The 17057-nt window shown below is 70.1% G+C and carries 17 protein-coding genes and 2 pseudogenes; 4 read left to right on the forward strand and 15 right to left on the reverse strand.

Translation table 11 applies throughout. From position 1 onward, the window contains the following. Nucleotides 1–51 precede the first annotated feature (51 nt). Nucleotides 52–957, reverse strand: a complete 906-nt coding sequence (mqnP, locus tag ACN6LD_RS28445) for a menaquinone biosynthesis prenyltransferase MqnP (RefSeq protein WP_057583649.1) — start codon at nucleotides 955–957, stop codon at nucleotides 52–54. After that, nucleotides 954–2411 (reverse strand): menaquinone biosynthesis decarboxylase, encoded by a 1458-nt coding sequence (locus ACN6LD_RS28450; protein WP_319193264.1) that lies wholly within the window; start codon nucleotides 2409–2411, stop codon nucleotides 954–956. The genes mqnP and ACN6LD_RS28450 overlap by 4 nt, the downstream gene beginning before the upstream one ends. Nucleotides 2412–2498: 87 nt before the next feature. Between ACN6LD_RS28450 and ACN6LD_RS28455 the strand changes: the two genes are divergently transcribed. After that, a complete protein-coding gene (locus ACN6LD_RS28455; RefSeq protein WP_319193263.1) occupies nucleotides 2499–2894 on the forward strand; it encodes a PLD nuclease N-terminal domain-containing protein in 396 nt (131 codons plus the stop codon). 156 nt (nucleotides 2895–3050) lie between these two features. Here the strand turns inward: ACN6LD_RS28455 and ACN6LD_RS28460 are convergent. Next, nucleotides 3051–3158: pseudogene (locus tag ACN6LD_RS28460) on the reverse strand (DUF397 domain-containing protein); the annotation flags it as partial. Continuing rightward, nucleotides 3130–4041: a helix-turn-helix domain-containing protein gene (locus ACN6LD_RS28465; protein ID WP_445044695.1), complete on the reverse strand. Its 912-nt coding sequence runs from the start codon at nucleotides 4039–4041 to the stop codon at nucleotides 3130–3132. The pseudogene ACN6LD_RS28460 and the gene ACN6LD_RS28465, both read right to left, overlap by 29 nt. 126 nt (nucleotides 4042–4167) lie before the next feature. Between ACN6LD_RS28465 and ACN6LD_RS28470 the strand changes: the two genes are divergently transcribed. After that, entirely contained in the window at nucleotides 4168–4599 is a 432-nt protein-coding gene (locus ACN6LD_RS28470; RefSeq protein ID WP_445044696.1) for a hypothetical protein, read from the forward strand. A 35-nt stretch (nucleotides 4600–4634) separates the two neighbouring features. Here the strand turns inward: ACN6LD_RS28470 and ACN6LD_RS28475 are convergent, their stop codons facing one another. Next, nucleotides 4635–5630, reverse strand: a complete 996-nt coding sequence (locus ACN6LD_RS28475) for an isopenicillin N synthase family dioxygenase (protein WP_445044697.1) — start codon at nucleotides 5628–5630, stop codon at nucleotides 4635–4637. 16 nt (nucleotides 5631–5646) lie between these two features. Next, entirely contained in the window at nucleotides 5647–6108 is a 462-nt protein-coding gene (locus tag ACN6LD_RS28480; protein WP_445044698.1) for a nucleoside deaminase, read from the reverse strand. A 167-nt stretch (nucleotides 6109–6275) separates the two neighbouring features. Between ACN6LD_RS28480 and ACN6LD_RS28485 the strand changes: the two genes are divergently transcribed. Then, nucleotides 6276–6950, forward strand: a complete 675-nt coding sequence (locus ACN6LD_RS28485; protein WP_445044699.1) for a hypothetical protein — start codon at nucleotides 6276–6278, stop codon at nucleotides 6948–6950. A gap of 112 nt (nucleotides 6951–7062) precedes the next feature. On the opposite strand, the pseudogene ACN6LD_RS28490 reads toward ACN6LD_RS28485, so the two are convergent. From ACN6LD_RS28490 to hemL, 9 genes and pseudogenes are all read right to left on the reverse strand, one after another. Next, nucleotides 7063–7518: pseudogene (locus ACN6LD_RS28490) on the reverse strand (RNA polymerase sigma factor); the annotation flags it as partial. A 115-nt stretch (nucleotides 7519–7633) separates the two neighbouring features. Then, nucleotides 7634–8773 carry a c-type cytochrome biogenesis protein CcsB gene (ccsB, locus tag ACN6LD_RS28495; RefSeq protein ID WP_445044700.1) on the reverse strand — a complete coding sequence of 380 codons (1140 nt, stop codon included), beginning with the start codon at nucleotides 8771–8773 and terminating at the stop codon, nucleotides 7634–7636. Beyond that, nucleotides 8770–10500, reverse strand: coding sequence for a cytochrome c biogenesis protein ResB (gene resB, locus ACN6LD_RS28500; RefSeq protein ID WP_445044701.1), 1731 nt, complete (start codon nucleotides 10498–10500; stop codon nucleotides 8770–8772). The genes ccsB and resB overlap by 4 nt, the downstream gene beginning before the upstream one ends. A 3-nt stretch (nucleotides 10501–10503) precedes the next feature. Continuing rightward, nucleotides 10504–11277, reverse strand: a complete 774-nt coding sequence (locus ACN6LD_RS28505; protein ID WP_057583637.1) for a cytochrome c biogenesis CcdA family protein — start codon at nucleotides 11275–11277, stop codon at nucleotides 10504–10506. A gap of 1 nt (nucleotide 11278) precedes the next feature. After that, the gene (locus ACN6LD_RS28510) at nucleotides 11279–11881 is read right to left on the reverse strand and encodes a TlpA family protein disulfide reductase (protein WP_319193254.1); all 603 of its coding nucleotides are present in this window, start codon (nucleotides 11879–11881) and stop codon (nucleotides 11279–11281) included. A 66-nt stretch (nucleotides 11882–11947) separates the two neighbouring features. Continuing rightward, nucleotides 11948–13273 carry a polysaccharide deacetylase family protein gene (locus tag ACN6LD_RS28515; protein WP_319193266.1) on the reverse strand — a complete coding sequence of 442 codons (1326 nt, stop codon included), beginning with the start codon at nucleotides 13271–13273 and terminating at the stop codon, nucleotides 11948–11950. A gap of 177 nt (nucleotides 13274–13450) precedes the next feature. Beyond that, nucleotides 13451–13780 (reverse strand): hypothetical protein, encoded by a 330-nt coding sequence (locus ACN6LD_RS28520; protein ID WP_445044702.1) that lies wholly within the window; start codon nucleotides 13778–13780, stop codon nucleotides 13451–13453. Between the two features lie 145 nt (nucleotides 13781–13925). Then, nucleotides 13926–14627, reverse strand: a complete 702-nt coding sequence (locus tag ACN6LD_RS28525; protein WP_319193251.1) for a histidine phosphatase family protein — start codon at nucleotides 14625–14627, stop codon at nucleotides 13926–13928. Next, nucleotides 14624–15943, reverse strand: coding sequence for a glutamate-1-semialdehyde 2,1-aminomutase (hemL, locus tag ACN6LD_RS28530; protein WP_445044703.1), 1320 nt, complete (start codon nucleotides 15941–15943; stop codon nucleotides 14624–14626). Before hemL ends, ACN6LD_RS28525 begins: the two co-directional genes overlap by 4 nt. Nucleotides 15944–16336: 393 nt before the next feature. Here hemL and ACN6LD_RS28535 point away from each other — a divergent pair, with 393 nt between their 5' ends. Further along, complete coding sequence (locus tag ACN6LD_RS28535; protein WP_319193249.1) at nucleotides 16337–16978, forward strand: hypothetical protein; 642 nt, start codon at nucleotides 16337–16339, stop codon at nucleotides 16976–16978. Nucleotides 16979–17057 lie beyond the last annotated feature (79 nt).

Below are 17057 nucleotides of genomic sequence, written 5' to 3' on the forward strand. Positions count from 1 at the left end.
TGCGTTCACACCTCGAGCGTACCGGTGGGCGCGGAGGTCTTCAGGACCGGACTACACCGTGAGCCCACGCACCATCAGGTCGGCGAGCGCACAGACGAACAGGCTGATGCCGATGAACCCGTTCGTCGAGAAGAACGCCCTGTTCAACCGGGACAGGTCGTGCGGGCGGACGATCGAGTGCTCGTACACGAACGCGCCGGCCACGATCAGCAGCCCCAGCCAGAAGAACGCGCCGGCGCCGGTGGCCAGCGCGTACCAGACGAGCAGCGCGGTCGTCACGGCGTGGCAGACGCGCGCGCCCTTGATCGCCGCCGGGATGCCGAAGCGGGCCGGGACCGACATGACGCCGGTCTCCCGGTCGGTCTCGACGTCCTGGCAGGCGTAGATCAGGTCGAAGCCGCCGATCCAGACGCCGACGGCGAGACCGAGGACGACCGCGTCCCAGGACCACTCGCCGGTGATCGCCAGCCAGCCGCCGATCGGCCCCATCGCCTGCGCCAGACCCAGGATGGCCTGCGGGAAGTTCGTGAACCGCTTGCCGTAGGGGTAGACGACCATCGGGACGACGGCGATGGGGGCGAGGGCCAGGCAGAGCGGGTTGAGCATGGCCGCCGAGCCGAGGAAGACGGCGACGGCGATCAGCGCGCCGGTCCACGCGTGCTTCACCGACATCGCGCCCGTCACCAGCTCGCGCTGTGCGGTGCGCGGGTTACGGGCGTCGATCTCGCGGTCGATGATCCGGTTGACGGCCATGGCGAAGGTGCGCAGGCCCACCATGCACACGGTGACCAGCAGCAGCCTGCCCCAGTGGATGTTGCCGTCCAGCTCGTACATCGCCGTCAGCGCGGCGATGTACGCGAAGGGCAGCGCGAACACGGAGTGCTCGATCATCACCAGGCGCAGGAAGGCCTTCGTGCGCCCCGGCTGCTGCGGGAGCGCTGCGGAAGCGGAGCTCACAGGCCGTACTCCTTCCAGCGGCGGTCGACCTTGGCCGCCGTCTCCGGGTCGGACAGGACCATCTCGGGCCAGCCGCCGTCGCGCGTGTACCCCTCCTCGGGCCACTTGCGCGTGGCGTCGATGCCCGCCTTGCCGCCCCAGAACTGCTGGTAGGAGGCGTGGTCGAGGTGGTCGACGGGGCCCTCGACGACCGACAGGTCGCGCGCGTAGTCGGTGTTGCCGAGCGCCCGCCAGGCGACCTCGTGCAGGTCGTGGACGTCGCAGTCGGCGTCGACCACCACGATCAGCTTGGTCAGCGACATCATGTGCGCGCCCCAGACCGCGTGCATGACCTTCTGCGCGTGCTTGGGGTACTTCTTGTCGATCGAGACGATCGCGCAGTTGTGGAAGCCGCCGGCCTCGGGCAGGTGGTAGTCCACGATGTCCGGGACGATGATCTTGAGCAGGGGAAGGAAGAACCGCTCTGTGGCACGGCCGAGAGGCCCGTCCTCCGTCGGCGGCCTGCCCACCACGATCGACTGCAGCAACGGCCGCTTCCGCATCGTCACGCAGTCGATCTTCAGGGCGGGGAACGGCTCCTGCGGCGTGTAGAAGCCGGTGTGGTCGCCGAAGGGCCCCTCGGGAAGCATCTCGCCCGGCTCCAGCCAGCCCTCGATCACGACCTCCGCCTGCGCCGGCACCTGCAGCGGCACGGTCTTGCAGTCGACCATCTCGATCCGCTTGCCCGCGATGAAGCCGGCGAACAGGTACTCGTCGATGTCGCCGGGGAGCGGGGCGGTGGAGGCGTAGGTCACGGCGGGCGGGCAGCCGAAGGCGATCGCGACCGGAAGCCTCTCGCCCTTGCGGGCGGCCACCTGGTAGTGGTTGCGGCTGTCCTTGTGGATCTGCCAGTGCATGCCGATCGTGCGCTTGTCGTGGCGCTGCAGGCGGTACAGGCCGAGGTTGCGGATGCCGCTCTCGGGGTCCTTGGTGTGGGTCAGGCCCAGGTTGAAGAAGGAGCCGCCGTCCTGCGGCCAGGTGAAGAGGGCGGGCAGCGCGTCGAGGTCGACGTCGTCGCCGTGCAGGACGACCTCCTGGACGGGCGCGTCCTGCGGCTTCACCTTCTTCGGCGGCACGTGCGTCATCGCGCCGAGCTTCCCGAACGCCTCGCGCACGCCCACGAAGCCCTGCGGCAGCTCGGGCCGCAGCAGCCCGCCGATCTTGTCGCTGATCTCCGCGTACGACTTCAGCCCGAGGGCCTTCAGCAGCCGCCGGTCGGTGCCGAACACGTTCATCGCGAGGGGCATGCCGGAGCCCTTCACGTTCTCGAAGAGCAACGCGGGGCCACCGGACTTCTGGACCCGGTCGACGATCTCCCCGACCTCCAGATACGGATCGACCTCGGCCTTGACGCGCTTGAGGTCGCCTTCGCGTTCCAGTGCCCTGAGCAGGGAACGAAGATCGTCGTAAGCCATGTGTCCCAGTATCGGCCACCCGCTACCCTGACCCCGTCACCGGGGCCGCCCAGGTCCCGTCACCGTCTTCTGGGAGAGCCCGCCACCATGCTCAGGTATCTGCCGTTCCTGCTGGTCCTGGCGCTGTGGATCTATGCCTTCGTCGACTGCCTGAACACCCCCGAGGAGGAGGTGCGCGGGCTCCCGAAGGTGATCTGGGTGATCATCATCCTGCTCTTCGGCGAGGTGCTCGTGGGCCCGATCGCCTGGCTGGTCGCCGGAAAGACCCGGCATGCGCCGGCGGGCGGCTCCACGCCGTCGCAGTGGCACCGCAACCAGCGCACGGAGTTCGTCGCGCCGGACGACAACCCCGAGTTCCTCAAGTCCCTGCAGAAGGAGAACAAGAAGGACGAGGAGCTCCTCAAGGACTGGGAGGCCGACCTGCGCCGCCGCGAGGACGAGCTCAAGCGCCGTGAGTCGGGCGAGGAGCCCACGGAAGGCTGACGGCGTCCTCGGTCAGTCCGAGGTCCCCGTGACCTTGTGCGTCCGGCCCGAGGCACTGACCGGACCGGGCCGGTCAGATCAGGCAGGCCGCCCTCCGCCGGCCCTCCGGCCCGGGCCCTCACATGGCCACGATGCCAAACCCGCGGGAGGTCCACATCAGGAGCGGACGGCGTCCACGAACGCCGCCCAGGCGCTCCGCGCGACGACGATCACCGGGCCGTCGGGGTTCTTGCTGTCACGGACGGGGACGGCGGAGACGAACCCGGGGGCGACTTCTAGACAGTTGCCGCCGTTGGCGTCGCTGTGAGTGCTCTTGATCCACGTTGTCGCGCTGAGCTGCTGCCGGTCCATAGTGCTCATACCCTTCCCTCGCGTCGCTGATCAGGGCGGCGGATTCGGGGGCTGACAGCGCGTCGGCCCTGAGCACATCATAGGTCTGGCTGTGGCCTGCAAAGACGGCCGGATCGTCACTGAAGTGCCCTCGGTCCAAAGACTCCGAGTAGACCCAGTCATGCCCGTCGGGAAGCTTGATCAGGGACATGGAACCGCTGGGACGCGCCAGTTCCCGTCCGGCTGGAGCAACCTGAATGCGGACGTTCGAGCGCTGACCGGCCTCCAGCAGGTACGCGTACTGGTCCTTCATGACCGTCGCTCCTCCGACGATGTTGCGCAGACAGCTTTCGTCCAGCACGACGACGTACAACGGGCCGCCGTCGGTGAAATAGCGCTGCTGTCGGCTCAGTCGGGCCCGCACTCGATCCTCCAGCTCGGTCCCCCCTGACCGGCGCGAGAGAACAGCCCGGGCATAGTCGGGGGTCTGCAACATGCCAGGGATCACACGCTCTTGATACTCGCGTAGAGAGACCGCCTCCGCGTCCATCTCTGCTCGACGCCTGAACCAGTCCGGATGCTCCACCTGCGGGTACCAGTCCACGCGGCTCCACAGTCGCGCCAACGCCCCGCCCGCTCCCAGGACTTCGTCGCACTTCTTGGCGAACGGCTCCTGGGGCACCCGCGTCCCCGCCTCCACCCGCGCCACCAGCGACCGGTCGCACGGGATCGCCTTCGCCAGCGCGTCCTGCGTCAGCAGGGCCCCCTCCCGGAAATGGCGCAACAGCTCGCCGAACAGGGCGGCGTTGGTCGTCACGGTGGTCGTCCCCCTCTGTGACAGGCGTCCGTTGGCACGCGTCGGGCATTGATACGCACCGTGCCCGCACGCGACGCTCGACACACCCAGAGTCACGAAGTCGGTACGGAGAGGGCGCGAACGGGCATGACCGAAAGCATCGAGAAGCAGTTCGAAAAGGGAACGGTCGTCTACGACCCCGCCTCGGACAGCGTCGGCGAGTACCAGGGCAAGGCGGGCCCGTACGCACTGCTGCGTCCGCTCGGCGGCGGCCGGGAGTGGGAGACCCGCCCGGAGTCACTGCGCCCGGCCACTCCCGGCGAACGTCTCGGGGCGGGGATCCGCGTGGCCGACTCCCGTTCGTCCCAGCACTCTCAGGAACCCCCCGTCCCCGTCCGCGACTGTGCGGCCTGCGCCGATCTGGCGGGGCTCCGCGACGACGCCCGCGCCCGGCGCGACGGCAGCGCCGAGACCGACGCGGACGTACTGCTCCGCCGCCACCAACGGCGGTACCACGCACCGCTGCTGGGGCTGGAGGAGTACGCACCCGTGCCGGACGCCTCGGCAGGGGCGGAGTGATCGCTCCCGGACCTGCCGGCGCTCGGCCGGGAAGTTCAGCCGACCGTGATCGAGTCCAGCTTCGCGCGCAGGTAGACGTGCGAGTCGACCGGTTCGTACGCCACCCGGCCGACCGGGGCGGGCACCGACTCCACCAGCGTCCCCGGGGTGCACTCGCCGAAGTAGACGAGGGACATCAGCTCCTCGGCGGGCTCGTCGGCCGGGGGCGGCAGGACCCGGTGCCGGCCGGAGCGCCAGCGGTCGCCGGTCCAACGGGCCAGCAGATCGCCGACGTTGACGGTGAGGGCGGCCGGGTCGAAGGGCGCGTCCTCCCAGCCGCCGGCGTCCGTCCAGACCTGGAGCCCGCCCTTGCCGGCCTGCCGGTCGAGGATCGTGACGGTGCCGAAGTCGGTGTGCGGACCGATGCGGAACTGACCGGGCTGCGGCTCGCCGACGACGTCCGTCCCCGGGTACCAGTTGATGTTGAAGCCGTACGTGGGATGGTCCATGTGGCGGGAGAAGAAGTCCGGTTCGAGGCCGAGGGCCTCGCCGAGCAGGGACAGCAGTTCCTTCTCCAGCTCGGCCATGCGCTCCAGGTACTCCTCGCACAGCGCCCGGAGCTGCGGCGTCTGCGCCGGCCAGACGTTCGGCGCGTACCACTCGGCGTTGACCGCCGGGTCGTCGAAGGGCTCATGGGTGGCGAAGGTCAGGGACTCCTTCAGGTCGGGGGGCGTCTCGGTGCCCTCCGCGTAGCCGTTGGCCTCCGCGCCGGGGCCGAGCCAGCCGCGTCCGCCGACCTTCGCGGCGTACGGCTGCTTGGCCTCGGCGGGGAGGGTGAAGAACGCGCGGGCGACCTCCCGGACGCGGTGGCGCAGCACGGGGTCGACGCTGTGTCCGGTGACCAGCAGGAAGCCGGCGGTCTGCAGGGCCTCGTCGACGGTGCGGGCGATCGCGGCACGGGCGTCCCGGTCTCCGTCCAGCCAGGGCCCGAGGTCGACGGTGGGGATGCGCGGACTCCGCCGGGCGGCGGGGGCGCTCAGGGAATCGCTCATGGAATCACTCCCGGGGTCACTCACCGATGTCCTCGTTCCACAGGGCCGGGTTCCTCTCGACGAAGTCGCGCATCATCGCGACGCACTCCGCGTCGTCCAGCAGCACGATCTCCACGCCGTGCTCGGCCAGCCAGTCGTGGCCGCCGTGGAAGGTGACAGCCTCCCCCACGACCACCCGGGAGATGCCGAACTGGCGGACCAGACCGGAGCAGTACCAGCACGGGGAGAGGGTCGTGACCATCGTCGTGCCGCGGTAGGACCGCTGCCGGCCCGCCGCCCGGAAGGCTGCCGTCTCGGCGTGCACGGAGGGGTCGTCGTCCTGGACGCGGCGGTTGTGGCCGCGGCCGAGGAGGGTGCCGTCCGGGCCGTACAGCGCCGCGCCGATCGGAATGCCGCCCTCGGCGAGGCCGACCCGTGCCTCCGCGACGGCGGTGCCGAGCCAGGTCCGTGCCGTCGCCTGATCCAGAAGGTGATCCATGGGCTCATGCTGCTGCGGCGGACGGCCGGGTGCAACGCCGCCGTTCGAGTGGTCCGGCCACCGGATGACCGGAACCTGCCCCACCGCACATCTCCGCACATCTCCGGCACCGCCCAGGGAACCCCGGACCGCGCGAGCCTCTCTCACCGTCCAAAGGGGGAACGCCGATGAAGTTCGTGAAGAACCGTTACGCGTCCGTCGCCGCGCTGCTCGTCTGCTGCTGTCTGCCGCTGGCCGCCTGCGGCACGGAACGCCCGGGGACGCAGGCGGCGGGGGCCCAGTCCGGCGGGGGGTCATCCGGGAAGGACGAGACGAGCGACGACGGCGAGGAGAACCTCCCCGACACGACCTCCGACGACCAGGGCGACGGCCGGGACACCACCTCCGACGACCAGGGCGCACTCCCCGACACCACGAGCGACGACCAGGGGACCGGCCCCGACACCACCTCCGACGACCAGGGGACCCTCCCCGACACCACGACCGACGACCAGGGCGAAGGCCCGCCCGCGGGCGACACGACGGACGACGGCGGGGGCGTGCCGACGGCGGGTCCGCACCGCTGGTTCCCGATGCTCCGCGAGTTCCGCGCCTACCTCGCGTCGAGCGTCCCGAAGGCCGACGCCGCCGTCGCCGCCCATGTGACGGGCGTCCAGGTCCGCATGCCCGCGGACGGTGCCCGCAGTGTGGCCGTCGTCCACGTCGACTACGGCGTGTGGGAGCAGGCGGGGGCCGACCGCACCGCCCGGCTCTTCGCCCGCTGGCGGCTCTCCGTGTACGGCGACCACGGCCGGGTGCAGGTCCTCGGCCCGGGAAAGACCACGGCCGAAGCCCACTGGTGACCGACGCCGCGTGAGACCGCTCCCGCCGCCGTGTCAGGGCCCCGGCGTGACCTTGCGGGCGCGTGGCGTCCTACGGCCGCTCGCCCGCCCTGTCGACGACGGCCCGGCGCAGGACCCGCAGCGCCTCCGCAGCCGCCGTGTAGTCCAGACCGCCCCACACGCACAGCGCCAGCACCTCCCGCTCGGGCCGCCGCAGCTTCGCCAGCGCGTCCTGCACCAGGGCCAGTCGGGCGGCGTCGTCCATCCGCCCGGCGACCTCCTCGGCGAAGTCGCCCAGCTCCTCCCCACGTGGGAGCCGGGCGACGGCCGCCGCGTGCCTGCGGGCCGCGCGGCGGGTGTTGCGCGTGACGTTGGTGGCGATGCCCAGCAGCCACGGGCGCGGCGAGCCGCCGTCCTCGTCGAGCTTCTCGCGCAGCCGCCAGGCGTCCAGGAAGGTCAGCGAGACGACCTCCTCGGCGACCGTCCACTCCCCCGTGAGCCGGTAGGCGTGGTTGTAGACGGAGCGGGCGTAGGCGTCGAAGAGCTCGGCGAAGGCGTCGTGGTCCCCCGCGCGGATGCGTTTTCTCAGCGTTCGCCGAGCGCTCGGGGTACTCGGGTTCGTATCCACGCCCTTCTACCTGTCCGTACGGCGAAGGCCGGTTCCCGTGACCCAGGTCACGGGAACCGGCCTTCGCCGCGTCGTCTCAGAAGGTGATGCCCGTCAGTGCGCCCAGGCTCTTCACTTCGGCGTAGGAGTGCTTGCCGGAGATGAAGATGTTGACGCCGTAGTAGTTGAACAGCCAGCAGCCGAAGGCGAGCAGGGCGAGATAGGCGGCCTTGCGGCCCTTCCAGCCGGCGGTGGCGCGGGCGTGCAGGTAGCAGGCGTAGGCGACCCAGGTGATGAACGACCAGGTCTCCTTGGGGTCCCAGCCCCAGTAGCGGCCCCACGCGTCGCCCGCCCAGATCGCGCCCGCGATGATCGTGAACGTCCACAGGGGGAAGACGGCGGCGTTCACGCGGTAGGCGAACTTGTCGAGGGAGGCCGAGGCGGGGAGCCGGTCCAGCACCGAGTTCGCGAACCTGCCGGGCGTTCCGCCGTTCGCCAGCCTGTTCTCGTAGGCGTCCTTGAACAGGTACAGGATCGTGGCGACCGCGCCGACGTAGAACACCGCGCCGCAGAAGATCGCGGTGGAGACGTGGATGTACAGCCAGTAGGAGTGCAGCGCCGGGACCAGCTGGTCGCTCGCCGTGTAGAGGACCGTCACCGCGAGGCCCAGGTCCAGCAGGACCGTGGTGATCAGGAACAGGCCGAGCCAGCGCACGTTCTTCTTCAGCGCGAGCAGGCCGAGGTACACGCCGACGGCCACCGTGGAGAAGGTGATGTTGAACTCGTACATGTTGCCCCACGGGGCCCGCTGCACCGAGGCCGCACGGGCGACCACGCCGCCCACCTCGACCAGGAAGGCGAGCACGGTGAGGGAGATGGCGATCCGGCCGTACATGTCGCCCTGCTCGTCACCGCCGTGCGCGCCCGGCCCGTCGGGCACGTCACGCGCGCCGGCCGCCGAGCGCACCACGACCTGCGGCCGCTCCAGGACGGCGGTGGAGCCGCCCTTCGTCACGGTGACGGCCGGCCCCTTCGCCTGCGCCTTCACGCCCTGCTGGGCGGTGAGCGCGGCGGCGGTGCGGCCGACCTTGCTGCGGCCGCCGAGGAGCCATTCGGCGATGTACGCGAAGAAGGCCAGGGTGTAGACGGCCATCGAGGAGTAGATCAGCGTGTTGCTGATGCTCGCGAGATGTTCGTTGGTGGCGGCGGCCAACTCGGTCGCGGCGGCGAGAGTCACTGCTCAGCCCCTTTTTCGGCGGGTACGACATGGGGGTCGGTGGATTCGGGTGAGTCGTCCGCGGCGTCGGGCGCCCCGGGGGCCTGGTCGTACAGGGTTCCGGCGAGAGCGCCGAGTTCTTCGGGCACCTTGGCGGACTCGCTGCGGCCGAGGCCGGCCATCTCGACGACCGTCACGCCGTCGGCGCCCCGCACGGCACGCACCCACACCCGGCGGCGCTGGATGAACAGGGAGGCGGCGAGCCCGAAGATCGCGGTGATCGCGCCGCCCAGCGCCCAGCCGCTGCCCGGCTGCTGGGTGATCTGGAAGTTGGCCCACTGCCGGGTGCTGTCGTAGGTGACCGTGCCCGCCCCGTCGGGGAGGGTCATGGTCTCGCCGGGCTTGAGGTTCTCGCGCAGCTGCGCGTTCTTGGAGTCCTTGAACCCCTTCATATGGGCCTTGTCGAGCTGGTACACGCTCTGCGGGATGCCCGAGTTGACGCCGATGTCACCGTGGTACGGCGTCAGGTTCAGCACCGGGTTGCGCAGCGAGGGGAACGTGGAGGCGGTCTCGCTGCCCGGCGTGTAGGTCGGCAGGAAGAACGCCGAGATGCCCAGCTGCTCGCTGACGCCCCGGGCGTTCCGGTAGCCGTCCAGGACCTTGATCACGCCCGACGAGGTGACGTTGGAGTCGAGCGGCAGCAGGGGGACGGCGTCGTGGAAGACGACCTCGCCCTTGCCGTCGCGGACGGTGATCACCGGGGCGTAGCCGTGGGCGGTGAGATAGACCTTCGAGTCCTCGATCTCCAGCGGGTGGTTGACCTTGACGAGGGTCTTCTGGTCCTTGCCGTACGCGCCCACGCTGTAGGTGAGGGCGGCCTGGTAGGTGCGCGGGGTGCCGGTGTTGGGGCCCGAGGTCTCGTAGGTGCCGGTGAACTTGTCCAGAGTGAAGCTGAACGGGTTCAGGTCGTCGGTGTCGAAGAGGTTGCCGGACTTGAAGTCGTCGTAGGAGATGAGGGTGTTGGAGAAGCCGCCGCTGCCCTCGACCAGGAGCCTGTTGCCCTCGGACTTGAAGAGCTGGCCCCAGGCGAAGGCGACCAGCATCACGATGAGGGCGATGTGGAAGGCGAGGTTGCCGACCTCGCGCAGATAGCCCTTCTCCGCGGCGACGGCGTCCCCGGTCGCGTGGGCGCGGAAGCGGCGCTTCTTCAGCAGGGCCAGCGCGGCCTCGCGCACCTGCTCCGGCTCGGCCCGCGTACGCCAGGTCGTGTAGGCCGGCAGCCGGGTCAGCGTCCTCGGCGCCCCCGGCGGGCGGCCGCGCAGCTGGCCCACGAACTGCCAGGTGCGGGGCACGATGCAGCCGACGAGGGAGATGAACAGCAGGAGGTAGATCGCGGAGAACCACACCGAGCTGTAGACGTGGAAGAGGCCGAGCCGGTCGTAGACGACCGCGAGGTTCTCGTGGGCCCGGCGGAAGTCGGCGACCTTCGTCTCGTCGTTGCCGGACTGCGGGATCAGCGAGCCGGGGATCGCCCCGAGCGCGAGCAGCAGCAGAAGCAGCAGGGCGACCCGCATGGAGGTGAGCTGACGCCAGAACCAGCGGGCCCAGCCGACGACGCCCAGGGCGGGCATGTTGGCGAGGGAGTCCGCGGGCGCGGTCGACAGCTGGGAGCCGGCGGCGCCGAGGTCCTGCTCCTCGGCGGCGGCCGGAGTCTCACCTGGGCCGGCGTTGACCGTGCTCTTGCTCATGGATCAGATCCCCACAGTGAAGCCGGCGGACCAGGACTGCATGTCCTGCACGATGCGGTCCCAGGCGCCGGTCAGCAGCAGCAGACCGGTGACGATCATCATCGTGCCGCCGATCCGCATCACCCAGACGTAGTGGCGCTTGACCCAGCCGAAGGCGCCGAGCGCCTTGCGGAAGGCGACCGCGGCGAGCACGAACGGCACGCCGAGGCCGAGGCAGTAGGCGACGGTCAGTATGGCACCGCGGCCCGCGCTCCCCTGCTGGGAGGAGAGGGCGATGACGGAGGCGAGGGTCGGACCGATGCAGGGGGTCCACCCGATGCCGAACAGGGCGCCGAGGAAGGGAGCTCCGACGAGCCCGGCGACGGGCCTGCGGTGGAAGCGGAACTCGCGCTGCGTCATCCAGGGCATCAGGCCCATGAAGAAGACGCCCATGAGGATCATGAGGACGCCCAGCACCTTGGACAGGACGCTCTGGTTCTCCTGGAGCGTCTGGCCGAAGTACCCGAACAGGGCCCCGCCGGAGACGAACACGGCGGTGAAGCCGAGGACGAACAGCGAGGCGCCGGCGACCATCCGTCCGCGCCGCGCCTCGGCGAGGTCGGTGCCGGTCACGCCGGTGACATACGAGAGATAGCCCGGGACGAGCGGCAGGACGCAGGGCGAGAAGAAGGAGACGAGACCGCCGAGCAGGGCCAGCGGCAGGGCGAGCAGCAGGGCGCCGTTCATCACCGTCTGGTTCGGGTCGGTGGCGGCGGCGAACGTGGTGAGCGCGCTCACGTCACTTCTCCGCGAGGATCGGGGCGATCATCTTGCGCAGTTTCTCCTCGCTGAGCGCGGCCAGCGAGCGGGCGGCGATCTTCCCCTCCCGGTCGACGACGAGCGTGGAGGGGATGGCCTGCGGGTTGAGCGTGCCCTTGCGGAAGCGGAGGATCAGCTTGCTGCTGGGGTCGTACAGGCTGGGGTAGGTGACGCCGTACTGCTCCTCGAAGGCGAGGGCGCTGCGCACCTGGGGGTCGGCGACGTTGATGCCGACGAACTGCACGCCCTTGCCCTGGAGGTCCTTGGAGACCTTCTCGAAGTTGGGCGCCTCGGCGCGGCACGGGGCGCACCAGGAGCCCCACACGTTCAGGACGACGATCTTGCCCTTGAAGGAGGCGACGTCCAGCTGCTTGCCCGCGACGGTCTCACCCGAGAGGTCGGGGACCTGCGCCCGCTCGCCCTTCTCGGCGGTGGAGATGCCGTCCTTGCCGAGGACGAAGTTGGTGCCGCCGCCCCCGCCCGACGTGCCGCCCGAGCCGCAGGCGGACAGCAGCAACGCGGCGATGACGGCACCCGCGCCGAGGACTGCGGGGCGACGCGGACGGATCCAGGCGGCACTCATGTGAAAAGTTTCGCATGCCCGTTCTGAGGATCTTGCGCACCCCCCTTGCGGGGAGAAAACCGCATTTCAGGTGGCAGACGCGGAAGCCTTCGGGGCGGTCGGCGACTTGGGGGCGGTCGGCGACTTCGGGGTCGCGGCCAGGAACGTCTTCCAGCCGCCGGCCGGCTGCTGCCCGACATCGAGGGTGCGCAGCTTCTCGAGCACCTCCGGCTTCTGGACGTCGATCCAGTCCACGAACTGCCGGAAGGAGACGATGCGCACGTCCGCGCCCTTCGCCTTCTCGCGGGCGATGTGCTTGAAGGACTCCTCGACGGCGTCCATGTAGATGCCGCCGTTCCACTGCTCGAAGTGGTTGCCGACGAAGAACGGAGCCCGGTTCGTCTCGAATGCCCGCTTGAATCCCTGTATGTACGCCTGGGAGGACTGCTGACGCCAGCCCGGGTAGTTGTGGGCGGGCGCCTTGGTCGAGTTGACCGACTGGTTGGCGAGCATGTTGTAGTCCATCGAGAGGACCTCGAAGCTGCGCCCCGGGAAAGGTATCTGCTGCAAGGGCAGATCCCAGATCCCGCCCCTCTTCTTCGGCCACACCTGACGGCCGCCCGGCGAGGAGGCGTCGTAGCGCCAGCCGAGGGCACGGGCGGTGGGCAGCAGATTGTCCTGACCGAGCAGACAGGGCGTGCGTCCGCCGACGAGTTCCTTGTCGTAGTCGAAGGGCAGCGCGGGCAGGTCGGTCCAGCCGGTGTTGGTCCGCCACTCCTTCACGAACTTCTTCGCCTGGTCTATCTCGCTGCGCCACTGCGCCGGCGTCCACTTGCCGACCGAGCCGTGGCCCTCGCCGCAGAAGTGGCCGTTGAAGTGGGTGCCTATCTCATGCCCCTCGAGCCAGGCGCGACGGACGCCCGCGAGCGTCATCTTGACGTGCTCGTCGGTGAGGTAGCCGATGTCGGAGGCGCCGCGGGGGTTGTTCGGCGGGTCGTAGAGCCGCTTCTTCGACTCGGGCAGCAGATACAGCCCGGAGAGGAAGAAGGTCATGCTCGCGCCGTGCGCCTTGGCGAGATCGAGGAAGCGGTCGAAGAGCCCGTTGCCGACCTCGCCCGCGCCGTCCCAGGAGAAGACGACGAACTGCGGCGGCTCCTCGCCGGGCTGGAGCGGCACCGGCTTGGCCGGCTGGTGGGGCTGCTTGCCGGTGAAGGACGTGGAGCCGTCGCCGAGTGGGCGGGCATCGGCCTTGGGGCGAGGGCTGCCGGAGCCGCCGTCCTTGGCGCCCTTCTTCGCATCACCGGCGGGGGACGGGTCGTCCGAACTCGTGAGACTGCCGCAGCCGGCGAGTCCGGCGACTGCCGCGGCTCCGGCCCCGAGTCCGATGGCTCCCCTTCGGGTGATCGTGCGCATGGCGTCCTCGTTCATCAGATCCTCAGGTGGTCACCCATTCAGAGGACATGATGAACGGTGAGGTTCCTCTCGATCACGTCGATCTGGCAACAAATGTCACGAACGTGTCATGGGCCACAGCGAGGGTTCGTGGAAACAGGCGACGGGCGGTGGGCGCACCACCGCCCGCCCTCCGGTTCAGCGGTCCTGGTAGAAGATGTCCGTCACGGCGTACCGCGACCCGTTGCCGCAGGAGGCCTTCGACGTCTTCCTGATGCCGACCCACGGGCCGTACGACGTCAGAATGTTGCCGGTGATGCCGTCCTTGCACGTCACCTTGACTCGGTACTGGCCAGTGCCGCTGTAGCAGATCACGGATCCCCAGATCGGCACTGGCGAGATCTGGTCTTCGGCGAACTGACACACGCTCGGCACGGCGCTCGCGGCGGTCGCGCCCGCGATCGGCGCGGCGACGGCGATGCCGGCCAGCACCAGCGGCGTCATGGCGAGCGACGCCAGCTTCCTCATCTTCACGGCTTCTTCCCCCTTCTGTCTGCCTGCCGGTCCAGCAGGCAGCCGGTACCGGGCCCATGGAACACGGCCGCGGCGATGGTCAGGCAGGACGCTACCCAAGATCCAAGAGGCATGTCCATGACCTTTGGCAGGGCCTGGCCTAAGCCCCGAAGGCCTTGCCCTTGCCCTGGACCGGCTTGGCCCCGGCGCGCAGGTGCACCGGCACCAGGTCGAGGGCGGGTTCGGCGTACCCGACCGACATGATCCGGTCGCCCTGGTACGTGAACGTCGTCAGCGAGGCGAGCGTGCACTGCCGCTTGCGCGGGTCGTGCCACAGCCGCCGCCGCTCGACGTAGGACCGCACGATCCAGATCGGCAGCTGATGGCTGACCAGCACGGCCTCGTGCCCGCGGGCCGCGTCCTTCGCCGCGTCCAGCGCGCCCATCATCCGCACGACCTGGTCGACGTAGGGCTCACCCCAGGACGGCTTGAAGGGGTTGACGAGGTGCTTCCAGTTCTCCGGCCGGCGCAGCGCCCCGTCGCCCACGCCGAACGTCTTGCCCTGGAAGACGTTCTCCGCCTCCAGCAGCCGCGCGTCGGTGGCCAGGTCGAGCCCGTGCGCCTTCGCGATGGGGGTCGCCGTCTCCTGCGCCCGCTCCAACGGGGAGGCGACGACGTGCGTGACGTCGCGGGAGGCGAGGTGCTCGGCGACCCGTTCGGCCATCTGCCGGCCCAGCTCGGACAGGTGGTAGCCGTCGAGACGGCCGTAGAGCACGCCGTCGGGGTTGTCGACCTCGCCGTGCCGCATGAGGTGGACGACGGTGATGTCCTGGGCGGCGCCGTTCTTCTCGAAGGTGCTCATTCCGCCGTGGCCTCCGCAGCCGCTCGGGCCGCCGCCGGGAGGGCGTCGGCGATTCTCTGGACGGCCGTGTCGTCGTGGGCCGTGGACACGAACCAGGACTCGAAGGACGACGGCGGCAGATAGACGCCGTTCGCCAGCAACGAGTGGAAGAAGGCGGTGAAGCGGAACGACTCCTGCGCCTTGGCGTCCTCGTAGTCGCGGACCGGACGGTCCGTGAAGAAGACGGAGAACATGTTGGAGGCGCTCTGCAGCGTGTGCGCGACGCTTTCCTTGGTCAGCGCCTCCGACACCAGCGACTGGATCTGCGTGGAGACCTCGTTCACCTTGACGTAGGCGGCGTCGTCGAGGAGCCGGAGCTGGGCCAGGCCGGCCGCGGTGGCGACCGGGTTCCCGGAGAGCGTGCCGGCCTGGTAGACCGGCCCGGCGGGCGCGAGGTGCTCCATCACGTCGGCACGTCCGCCGAACGCCGCCGCCGGGAAGCCGCCGCCCATGACCTTGCCGAAGGTCACCAGGTCGGGCGTGACCCCGTCGATCCCGAACCACCCGGCGCGGCTGGTGCGGAAGCCCGTCATCACCTCGTCGGAGACGAACAGCGCGCCGTTGGCCCGGCAGGCGTCCTTGAGCCCCTGGTTGAACCCGGGCAGCGGCGGCACGACGCCCATGTTCCCGGGCGAGGCCTCGGTGATCACGCAGGCGATCTCACCGGGGTGCCGGTGGAAGGCCTCCTGCACGGACTCCAGGTCGTTGTACGGCAGGACGATCGTGTCGCCGGCCTGCGCGCCGGTGACGCCCGGCGTGTCGGGCAGCGCGAAGGTGGCGACCCCGCTGCCCGCCGCCGCGAGGAGCGAGTCGACGTGCCCGTGGTAGCAGCCGGCGAACTTGATCACCTTGGTGCGCCGGGTGAAGCCGCGGGCGAGCCGGATGGCCGACATGGTGGCCTCGGTGCCGCTGGACACCAGGCGCACCTGGTCGACGGGCCCGATCCGGGCCACGATCTCCTCGGCGAGTGCGACCTCGCCCTCACCGGGCGTGCCGAAGGAGGTGCCGCGGGTGACGGCCTCCTGCACAGCGGCGATCACCTCGGGGTGCGAGTGCCCGAGGATCATGGGCCCCCAGGAACAGACCAGGTCGACGTACTCCCGCCCGTCGGCGTCCGTCAGATACGGGCCGGCGCCGGACACCATGAACCGCGGCGTGCCGCCCACGGCGCGGAACGCGCGCACCGGCGAGTTCACGCCGCCCGGGGTGACGACGGACGCACGGTCGAACAGCGCCTGCGAGACGGGCGCATCGTATGAATAGGGCAGTTCGCTCATGACCTGCGGCTTCTCCGACCTTCTCCGACTTGCTGGACTCCGGTTGCCAGTGACCTCCCAGGGTAGGCCAGCGACGGCCGGGCCCCACGGGGCGTGCCGTCGCCGGCCGCGACGGCGGCTGCCGGGACCGGGCCCGTGCCGCGGCCGGGGCCCTCTCCCCGGCCGAGCCGTGGCGCATGTGGCTCCGCCGACCGCCTCACCATCTGCGAAACTGAGTCGGAACGGGCCTGACAGACGTAGCTCTCACCGACCGAGTGTCGAGGGGCTGCGAGTTTCCTGCGGACAGGTGTTTCACCGCACGTTTCGGCGGGCGGCCGTGGGGGAGGTCACTGACACGATGATCGGGTTGCGCGGCGGCGCCGGCGCGTCCTAGAAAAGCAGTCGGGTGGAGATATGCATCGCGGTGGCGGACTGGGCGAGGGGACTGACGACCTGGGTCCTCGACGTGCCCGGCGGGGAAGGCACCGGCGCAACGCGGAGGAAAGCGGCGAAGCACGACAGACGCAGGCACAAGGCGCACCGAGTGAGTCCGAGCGGGTCGACCGACGGGTCGACCAGGTCGATCGTCTCGAGGCGGGAAGCAGGAATGGTGGTCGGGTGGGGGTGACGTACAAGTACTTCGGCGCGCCGGACGGCGCCACGGCGGCCCGCGTCCCGATCTCGATGCGCCCCGAGGAGCTCGGCGGCGACGAGCTCGGCATGAACGGCATGTTCACCAAGATCAAGCCGGAGACGATGGCCGCGATGGTCCTGACCGGCATCGAGGGCGTCCCCCTGAACAAGGTGCCCCCGCTGGAGCTGGTCGTCCTCCACCCCGACTACGCCGTCGTGAAGCTCCCCATGACCGTCGTCGACCCGCTGCGGGACATCGGCGAGGAAGCGGTCGGCGCGGCCGCCTTCATCTGGTCGACGGTCCCGGACCGCGGCGGCCCCCGGGACGCCTTCAACGTGTACCAACTCCTGCACGAGTGGCAGGACTTCTCGCACCGGTTGCACGAGGCGGGACACCAGCCGTACTGCCTCGTGTGGCCTTGAGCCGGCTCGTCCCGTCATCGGCGGGATCGCCCCTCTTCGACCAACTGGCCTTGCTGAACGGCGTGTTCGGACGCAGGTG

This window comes from Streptomyces sp. SAS_272 (assembly GCF_052543235.1).